This window comes from Exiguobacterium sp. s194 (assembly GCF_018618275.1).
Classification (GTDB): domain Bacteria; phylum Bacillota; class Bacilli; order Exiguobacteriales; family Exiguobacteriaceae; genus Exiguobacterium; species Exiguobacterium chiriqhucha.
Genome location: NZ_JACSLT010000008.1, coordinates 154,617 through 162,770, shown reverse-complemented (window position 1 = coordinate 162,770; position 8,154 = coordinate 154,617). Strand labels below are relative to the sequence as shown.

Genomic DNA, 8,154 nt, shown 5'->3' with positions numbered 1-8,154 from the left:
CGAAGTACAAAGAAGGGGTCCGGTCACCGAAAATCGGTGACCGGACCCCTCTTTTTGATTGAAATACTTTAGAACTGGCTAGTTATGTCCCAGCCTCGTCCGGTTATTGAATGCGGAACGATGCGACGTCGCCGCCGATCGGTGTCATCTCCAAGAATAATGCTTTTCCTGCCGGTGGTTCTTCATCCATTAAGACACCAAATGTGAAGCTGCCACTTGTCACTTCGGCCGCACCTTGGGCATATAGATTATGACCGTCCGACACGCTCCATTCGAACTCTTCGACGTCCGTGTATCCAGAAACATCAATCGCGTTACCGTTCAATTTGATGGCCACATCGCGGAACGAACCGTCCGTTTGCGCGGGTTGGTCGCTCGGCTCTTCAACGGGTTCTTCTGTCGTTTCTTCGGCCGGCTCTTCCGGTGTTTCTTCAGTCGGCACCTCGGAAGCTTCAACGGTCAGCGACTGTTGATCGGTGACCGCCATCTCAGGTGCACCTTCGACTTGGGCCAGACCGACGAAGTCCACCGTGTACTCACCCGCTTCGAGCGTGAGTGGGAATACTTCATCGAACACTTTCTTCTCACCTGGTGCCCACGTCTCTTCGATAATCGATTCTGTGAACATATATTCACTGCCATAGTCGAAGATGGTCGTATCCCCGTTCATCACCGTCATCTGAAAGCGTTGCGACGAATTGAACGTCACGTTGACGGGCTCCTCGTTCGGATTCGTCATCGATACCGTCGCCGACAACTGTTTGGACTCGGCATCGTAGCTCACGTCCGTCTCGAGTGTCAATAAGGCAGGCGGTGTCGACGCGTTACCGTCCACATCGCTCGGGTTCGCTTCTTCTTTGCTGCAAGCCGCGACGACCAACATCATCGCCGTAACGATTGCCAATAACCAAGTTTTCTTCACGTATCCCACTCTCCTCTGAAAAATAAAAAAACGTCTATAGCACTAGTGTAAACGTTCGTGCAGACGTTTGTAATGGGTTTACGGATATTATTCACCTTTATTATGAAACTTGGACGTTTTCCACGTATTGCTGCCATCCTGTCATGAACAACGCGTCAGCGACGTCGATATCGGACCGAACTTGTGCAGAGATCGAGAACGTCTCGCTGTGAATCGACTCAAAGATGACCGTGATCATACCATCGACGACTTCCTTATAGGCTACGAGTTCTGGTGTTTCTGCAAAAAGCATCATGAGTGTGGCTCCTTTTCGGTTATAAGATATGTATAGTGTATCAACGATTATATTGAGAATAACGTCCCATCGTTCGACAGGCCAAAAGACCCGTTTACCCAACTGTCGAATTGCTGGTATCGATTGTTAGTCATTTGGATGAATTATCAAATTATTCGTGCAAAAAGAGAGACGAATCGCAATCCGATTCGTCTCTCTTCCTGTAACTGTAAATAAATTAAATTCATGATTGTCGAATGATTTGTTACTTCGTTCGGTTTGAAATTTGTTGCCACACTGTCCCGAGTGCCGTTTCCCCGCTCGTGATCCGTTCTTTGGCAAGGCGTGCCTGCAACGACACCTCGAACTCACGATCGTCTTCGGCGATTTTGAGGGCGGGTACGGCCTGTTCATCTCCGCAGTCGAACAAGAATCGAGCGGCCCGCCACCGGACGAGCTTGCTCTTATCCTTGAGCGCCTCAATCATCGACGGTTGCGACTGCGGCAACGCCCAATCGGACACCGTGTCGCCGGCCGTACGCCGTACAATCGGTGACGAGTCGACGAGCGCCTGTTCGATATACGTGACATACTCTTCCCGATTCTCTTCGAACATGCCAATCATGACGACCGCTTGTCGACGGATGGCCATCACCTTGTCCTCGAGGGCGCGGCGGAAGTACACCATGTTGTCCGGGGTAATCTCGAGCTCGTCCAAGAACGCCAAACGTGCTTTCCAATCGTCTGATTGCAATTGGTTCGCATTGGCTTCATAGTCGGCTTCCCGACCAAACGCCCGAGCGACGATGCGAGCAACCCGCTCTTCAGGATACGCCGCCTCGAGTTCTTCTTGCGCGACGACACTCACATCCTCGAGCTCACCGTAACGCGGGGCTTGTTCGACCCAGCGTCGGTCTTGGATGACGTTTTTCACTTGGGCCTGCACGTCAAGTGCGGCGTCGACGAACCGTTTTGACAGGCCGACCCGTTTTTCCGAGTCGCCTTTGACGAGTTTCAATTGCATCGGCACATCGAGGACGAACTGGACCGAGACGTGCACCGGTTCGTAGTCCGCCGCCATTTGGCTTGCCTCGACTTCCGGCACGTCTTCCCCGAACGCGCGGCGAATCTCGTTCATGACGTCGTGCCAGTCATGTTTCGGATGGCGTTCGACGGCGAGGAAGTCGGAGACAGCGTAGACCGACTTGACCCCGCGTAAGCCGACGATGTCTTCAATGATCGGCGGCATATCACGGCTCGCCTTGTCATACGTGACACCACGGCCCGTGAACGCCGGTTCGACGATAATCTTCAAGTTATTTGGACTTGGAGTTGGTTCGATTGCTACTAATTTCATTCTCATCACCTCACTCTCAATCGTGACGAAAACGACAAAAAAACGCAAGCGAGTCGCTTGCGTCGTGAACAATCAAAATAGGGCGATGAACTGTTGGAGCGAATACTCTTCTCCTTCGACGATGAACGTATCATCTGCTGACACAGGCTCAAGGAAGAAGCGCTTCTCCCCATTGACTTTGACGTATCCGAAGATATGGCTCGTTTGATAGAACAATTCCACAATCGTCACCCGGCCGAACGTCATCCCGTCATTGATGATCGCCCGGTCCTCCAACTCGCCGCCATTATATAGTTCAATATACGTTTGCATGTTTGTCGTCGCTCCCTTTGTGTTTGTTTTCACAATTCATTTCTATCAAACAATCAGGGCGACTTCAAGTTAATTTTTTGCGTGACGCTTCCAAAAATCAATCCAGTTATAATACTCAGATAACACTCGGTCGATTTGTTGCCGAGACTTTTCATCGTGTAATCCAGTATCATCAATCTTTTCTTTACAATGCGTGATAAAGATTTCATTTCCTGGTAAAACGTTAGCACGATTTGTGGCAAATACTTGACGGAGATGAATTTGACATCGCGCCGTCCCAAGCATACCCGGAGACGCCCCGGCAATCATGACCGGTTTCTCACGGAGCGGCGTGCCTGGTTCGAGCGACAGCCAATCGATTGCGTTCTTCAACACACCCGGGATGCTGTGGTTATATTCCGGGGTGACGACGAGCAGACCGTCCGCCTCACGCACGGCTCGTTTGAAGTCGCGTACGACTTCGGGTTCATCCGGGTCGATCAAGTCGTCGTTATAGAGCGGCATCTCAATCGAAGCAATCTCGACGTCGAACCGATCTTGGCCAAGCTCGATGATGGAATGGAGCAGCGCCGTGTTGTATGACGCCTTACGAAGACTTCCTGATACGGCAACGAGTTTGAATTTAGACATCCTGTACCTCCTTGAGCCAATCATTGATGAGTTGCGCTTCTCGTTCTGGCTGTTCCATCATCCCCATATGGCTAGCCGGTACCGTCTGTTTCGTATGACGGTCCGCCCCTAGGAAAGCGCGTTCCGCATCCATGTTCGGATCACTAGATCCATAGAGGAAGAGACCGGGCAAGTTCGTCGACCGGACCGTCTCCGTTTCATCGGCACGGTCGCGAATGGCCATCTGCGCGGAAATGATTCCTTCTTTTGACATCTCGTAGCCGATCTGCTTGGCACGTTCAATCAACGCGGTGTCGGAATCAGCGGCAAACACACCCGGAATCATCGTGTCGATGAACGGATGTACCCCTTCTTCCATCACTCGTTCGATGGCTTCATTCCGCTTCACTTTGGCCGTCTCTGGATCAGCCGCCGCCGTCGAATGAATCAATCCGAAACCGGATAGCGCGTCCGGATGACGGCGGACGAGGTTGGTCGTGATGTAGCCCCCGAACGAATGACCGAGCACGATTGGACGCTTGAGATTGCGCAGTTTCATCTCAGAAAGTACCCAATCCGCAAACTGATCCATCGTCTCTGGTCCGGCCTCCGTCCCGGCATGTCCCGGTATTGTCAGCGCGTATACGTCCGCGTCCATCAATGGGATGAGTTCCTCAAAATAGTCAAGTGATCCACACAATCCATGTAACAGTACAACTTGTCTCAACGTCATTCCTCCCTTTCGTTCCATTCGTCTTTCAAGAGACGATACATCGTCAAATCCATGAAACGTCCGTGACTATAGGCATAGTCATGGAGCAATCCTTCCTCCGTAAAGCCGAGCTTTTGCACCAACCGGTTCGACCCTTCGTTCCCTGGAGCGACGAGCGCCGAGATCCGATGAAACTTGAACTCGTCAAACCCGTATCGAATGACGGCAGACGCCGCCTCGAACGCAACACCCCGGCGCCAATGGCTCGGCGCGACCTCGAAGCCAATTTCGGCCCGAAAATACTGCGGGGTCCAGTTGTGAAAGCCGATCGTCCCAATCAGTTCGTTCGTGTCGCGGTCACAGATCGCCCAGCGAATCGCTTTTCCTTGCTGAAATTGATCTTTGAAATAAGCGATGACGTTCTTCGCCTCATAGACGGCCAGCAAAGGATCGGACCCGTAATAACGCATCACTTCCTCGGTCGAAAGAATCACATAGAGCGCCCTCGCGTCACGGGGTTCGAGTTCCCTCAAAATGAACCGGCTCGTCACGAGCTCGGGAAAGCTTTTTTTCAACCCCCACATATGGAATCCGCCTTTCTGCTTCTTTTCCTCAATTATAACCATTTTCCCAAAAAAACCATCATCTCAATCCTCTAGAACCGCTCAAACATGGCGCGCCACGAAGGGATTTGCTAAAATCAAACTATAGTGACTTCGAACTGAGGGGATAATTATGTCAAAACAGTTGTTCTATATTAAACAAGACCGAGAACTGCAACGTTTTACACTGCATGGCGTCACTTTAAACGATGTCACCGAGGCGTTATCACTCGCCCGCCCGATGATTATTTGTCGGACGGACATGAAAGGGATGAGACAGTCGTCCCGGACCCGGTTCCGCTATATCGAGGCGCACGAACTGTCGACGTTCTCGACCAAGTATTTAAATAACCAAACGAGTTTCACCGCCATCGACTTTCCTGACTATCATCTGCTTGAATCGCTATCGGATCACGAGATCGCTGAAATCTTGTTCCTCAGTCATATGGAACGCGGCTTAAAAGGGCCTTTCCTGAACTCGATTCAAAACGAGATTGCCTTCTTCAACGAATCGAATGATCGTCATAGCAGCCTGTACATAAAAGACTGGTCGACGATCTCGCACTTCTTGCAGAGCGTGCTGCAAAGCAAGCTCGACCGCGACATTCGCAACATCAGTTTCGTCCCAATCCCGCTCCCGGTCATCGATGAGATTTTGGCGTTATCACCGCAAGGGTTGATTATCGATTTCGATCATACGAAGCGGAGCCTGTTCAATCGGCAAGTCTCGATTGCCTTCTATGTCGCCGGGCGTTACGAGGACATGTCGGTGCTCGAAGAAGACTTTGATGCGAAAAAAGAATCGATCGCGTTGAAAGGACAATTGACGTATCGCCGTCGTACGTGGGAGATTGAACGATTTTGAGTTCACCCGTGCAATAATCTTTATCGAACCTGAGCCAATCAGGTTCTTTTTTGTTATCCCGCTCATACGGATTACGTTTCAAATCCCATCACCAAGCGCCTGAGACACTATTTTTATAAATTGATAACAAATTGTCTTAATTTTTCGTTAAATTAACTCTTTTCTTTTATCGCGAGGAGGGTATACTAGGAATAACCTTCTGGAGGAATGGAAGGCAATATAGAGAAAGCGAGGTGAAAATCTATTCATCACGCGGATGAATAGATACACGAGATGGAACAACTGAAAGTACAGGGAATGTCTTCGTTCACCAAGTTTGCGACGAATGGAAAAATGCTGAAACTAAAAGATGCAGTAGCCGGCGAGCAACGGATTTCGCTTCAAGAAGCGACCGATATTCAAGTCTCAATGCTCGACGAGGACCATTCGCGCTTCACTATATTCGGTCAGTCACACCCACTTGTCGAACTGACCCTTCCTCACCATTCTTGTGAAGTGTTACATGCCTGGTTATTACACAAGTTAAAACGACAAAAAATCAAATTGGCTTCTAACGCCTAAACGAACAAAGCGCGTTCCTCTTATGAGGACGCGCTTTGTTCGTTTTTCCGATAAATCGTCACGCCGCCGTGTTTCGCTTCACCGACGACTTCAAACAGCCAGCCCTTGTCGACCAAGAGCGAACGGACCGTCAAAAAGTCGTCTTTCGGGACGATGAGTTCGTCGACCGTCCCGTCGAGAAGTTCTTGAATTTTTGGTTCCCACTCGTTCATTTCACTTCATCCCTCTCCGTTTGTTGTCGGTTTGCCCAGGCGAACAATCGTTCACTCGTCTGCATCACATTTTCCGGTACGAACACATCTTCCGGCACCTGAGGATGCGACGCGACCGGCTCATCGATGGCGAGCACGACCGTTTCACCGAGTGCCCGTTCCACATAATCGGCTACAAACGCGAGCCGTTCACCGTACGTTTTTGGCGCAGCGTCGTCGAGGGCAACCGCATAGGCCGCATCCACTTCGTTGTCCTTTAATAAGACTCGGCCCGAGTCAAGGATGGCGAACGGCGGGACCGCGTCTACATGAAACACTTCATAGGCTCGATACGCCGTCTCATCGCACGATAAGAGCGGCACGAAGCGGCGTTGCCCCGTCCACTTCTTGAGTTGGAACAACGTTCGCATCGCCGTGAATGACTTGGCCCCGGACGCATCTTTTTCGACCAAAATCGTCGGTGCGTCGGCCGCGTCCGCTCGAGTTTGATCCATGAACAACCATGTTTCGACTTGTGAGACTAAAATCAATTTCGTTTCCTCCTTATTACTTCTGACCCTGCCACGATGACGAGCGCGACGAGCCACCCGCCGATGACGTCACTGAAATAGTGAACGTTCAAGATGACCCGGCTGAACGAGACGGCCAACACCATCGCGACAAGCAAGCCGAACCCGATCAAGTTTTCATTGCGGCGGTACATCAATATCGCCAGCATACCGTACAAGGCGAGTGATCCAGAGGCGTGACCGCTCGGGAAGCTATAAGTCGTCGCGTCGAGCGCGGCATCGATTGACGGTCGGTCAACCCCGAACACGAGCTTCAACACTTGTGTCACGAGAAGCGTGGCGATGACGACAATCGGCAAACGGAACGCCTCAAAGCGGTTCCCTCGCCATAAGAAATAGAGCATGCCAATAAAGGATAGACCAATCAACACTTTCACACTGCCGAGCTCGGTCACATAAACGAACAATGGTCCAGCGAGCGGTTCAAGCGAAGCCGTGACGAAGCGGTCGACCGGTACGACCCAACCTAAAACGACGACCACCGAGAAGAGAACGAATCCAATCGTCCCGGTGATCGCCAGCTCTTGTGAGCGAGAAGTCATCAATACAACCCTTTCCGTTCCCGCATCTCGTCTTCGCCGAAGTCGGTCATGTCACGCAGACGGTGCGCCAACCGACCTGAGGCGTTCGCCGCGATGGCACCGACGAGGTCATCCATGAACGTATGGACTTGGCCGTCGTCCATTTTCGTGTCGAGCTGTTTGATGATCCCGATTTTCGCTTTGTCTAAGTATCCGAACGTCGTCACGGCAATCGAACCATATGTGTTGACGGCCCCGATCGCAATCGTCTCATCGACACCGAACAACCCTTCATCCGACGCCACGATCGACAAGAGCGGCTCCGACAATTGCCCGCGCTCGGCGAGCATGTCGAGTTCCGACCCGACGAGAATCGCGTGTTGGAGCTCACGTTTATCTAACACGGCCTCGACCGAGTCCATGCAGTCTTTCAATGATAAGTGTGGCGAATACGGTGCTTGCATTTGATAGACGATTTCGGCGATCGATTCGATCGATACGCCCCGTTCAATCAAGCGAGCCCGTGCCGCGTCGCGTACATCGCGTGAGTGTGGTACATGTTTCATCATAGATGCGGGAACATTCCCGCTACACATCCTTTCATCTCGAGAAGAGCTTCTCGAAGTACTCAATGTCTA

General features: G+C 51.3%; 13 protein-coding genes. 2 read left to right on the top strand and 11 right to left on the bottom strand.

Annotated features, from left to right (window positions below):
• Positions 1-103: 103 nt before the first annotated feature.
• The 7 genes from KNP85_RS11630 to KNP85_RS11600 all read right to left on the bottom strand — a co-directional run bounded on the left by KNP85_RS11630 (position 104) and on the right by KNP85_RS11600 (position 4,770).
• The gene (locus KNP85_RS11630; RefSeq protein WP_353048940.1) at positions 104-922 is read right to left on the bottom strand and encodes a BsuPI-related putative proteinase inhibitor; all 819 of its coding nucleotides are present in this window, start codon (positions 920-922) and stop codon (positions 104-106) included.
• Between the two features lie 100 nt (positions 923-1,022).
• On the bottom strand, positions 1,023-1,217 hold the full coding sequence (locus tag KNP85_RS11625) for a hypothetical protein (protein WP_021066980.1): 195 nt from the start codon (positions 1,215-1,217) through the stop codon (positions 1,023-1,025).
• Positions 1,218-1,461: 244 nt separating this feature from the next.
• Positions 1,462-2,553: a virulence factor gene (locus KNP85_RS11620; RefSeq protein WP_029595766.1), complete on the bottom strand. Its 1,092-nt coding sequence runs from the start codon at positions 2,551-2,553 to the stop codon at positions 1,462-1,464.
• A 72-nt stretch (positions 2,554-2,625) separates the two neighbouring features.
• Positions 2,626-2,865: a hypothetical protein gene (locus tag KNP85_RS11615; protein ID WP_214714096.1), complete on the bottom strand. Its 240-nt coding sequence runs from the start codon at positions 2,863-2,865 to the stop codon at positions 2,626-2,628.
• Positions 2,866-2,934: 69 nt separating this feature from the next.
• The gene (locus KNP85_RS11610) at positions 2,935-3,495 is read right to left on the bottom strand and encodes an NADPH-dependent FMN reductase (RefSeq protein ID WP_021066977.1); all 561 of its coding nucleotides are present in this window, start codon (positions 3,493-3,495) and stop codon (positions 2,935-2,937) included.
• Complete coding sequence (locus KNP85_RS11605; protein ID WP_214803149.1) at positions 3,488-4,201, bottom strand: alpha/beta fold hydrolase; 714 nt, start codon at positions 4,199-4,201, stop codon at positions 3,488-3,490. The genes KNP85_RS11610 and KNP85_RS11605 overlap by 8 nt, the downstream gene beginning before the upstream one ends.
• A 2-nt stretch (positions 4,202-4,203) precedes the next feature.
• Positions 4,204-4,770, bottom strand: coding sequence for a GNAT family N-acetyltransferase (locus KNP85_RS11600; protein ID WP_021066975.1), 567 nt, complete (start codon positions 4,768-4,770; stop codon positions 4,204-4,206).
• A gap of 151 nt (positions 4,771-4,921) precedes the next feature.
• Here KNP85_RS11600 and KNP85_RS11595 point away from each other — a divergent pair, with 151 nt between their 5' ends.
• Positions 4,922-5,653, top strand: a complete 732-nt coding sequence (locus KNP85_RS11595; protein WP_021066974.1) for a hypothetical protein — start codon at positions 4,922-4,924, stop codon at positions 5,651-5,653.
• Positions 5,654-5,926: 273 nt separating this feature from the next.
• Positions 5,927-6,214 (top strand): FHA domain-containing protein, encoded by a 288-nt coding sequence (locus KNP85_RS11590; protein WP_029595769.1) that lies wholly within the window; start codon positions 5,927-5,929, stop codon positions 6,212-6,214.
• A 20-nt stretch (positions 6,215-6,234) separates the two neighbouring features.
• On the opposite strand, the gene KNP85_RS11585 is transcribed toward KNP85_RS11590, so the two are convergent.
• The 4 genes from KNP85_RS11585 to KNP85_RS11570 are packed head-to-tail and all read right to left on the bottom strand — an operon-like array spanning position 6,235 to position 8,082.
• Positions 6,235-6,426 (bottom strand): hypothetical protein, encoded by a 192-nt coding sequence (locus KNP85_RS11585; protein ID WP_058763287.1) that lies wholly within the window; start codon positions 6,424-6,426, stop codon positions 6,235-6,237.
• Positions 6,423-6,956 (bottom strand): hypothetical protein, encoded by a 534-nt coding sequence (locus tag KNP85_RS11580; protein WP_058763285.1) that lies wholly within the window; start codon positions 6,954-6,956, stop codon positions 6,423-6,425. The genes KNP85_RS11585 and KNP85_RS11580 overlap by 4 nt, the downstream gene beginning before the upstream one ends.
• On the bottom strand, positions 6,953-7,537 hold the full coding sequence (locus tag KNP85_RS11575) for a phosphatase PAP2 family protein (RefSeq protein ID WP_021066967.1): 585 nt from the start codon (positions 7,535-7,537) through the stop codon (positions 6,953-6,955). Before KNP85_RS11575 ends, KNP85_RS11580 begins: the two co-directional genes overlap by 4 nt.
• Positions 7,537-8,082: a phosphatidylglycerophosphatase A family protein gene (locus KNP85_RS11570; RefSeq protein ID WP_029595773.1), complete on the bottom strand. Its 546-nt coding sequence runs from the start codon at positions 8,080-8,082 to the stop codon at positions 7,537-7,539. Before KNP85_RS11570 ends, KNP85_RS11575 begins: the two co-directional genes overlap by 1 nt.
• Between the last annotated feature and the right edge of the window lie 72 nt (positions 8,083-8,154).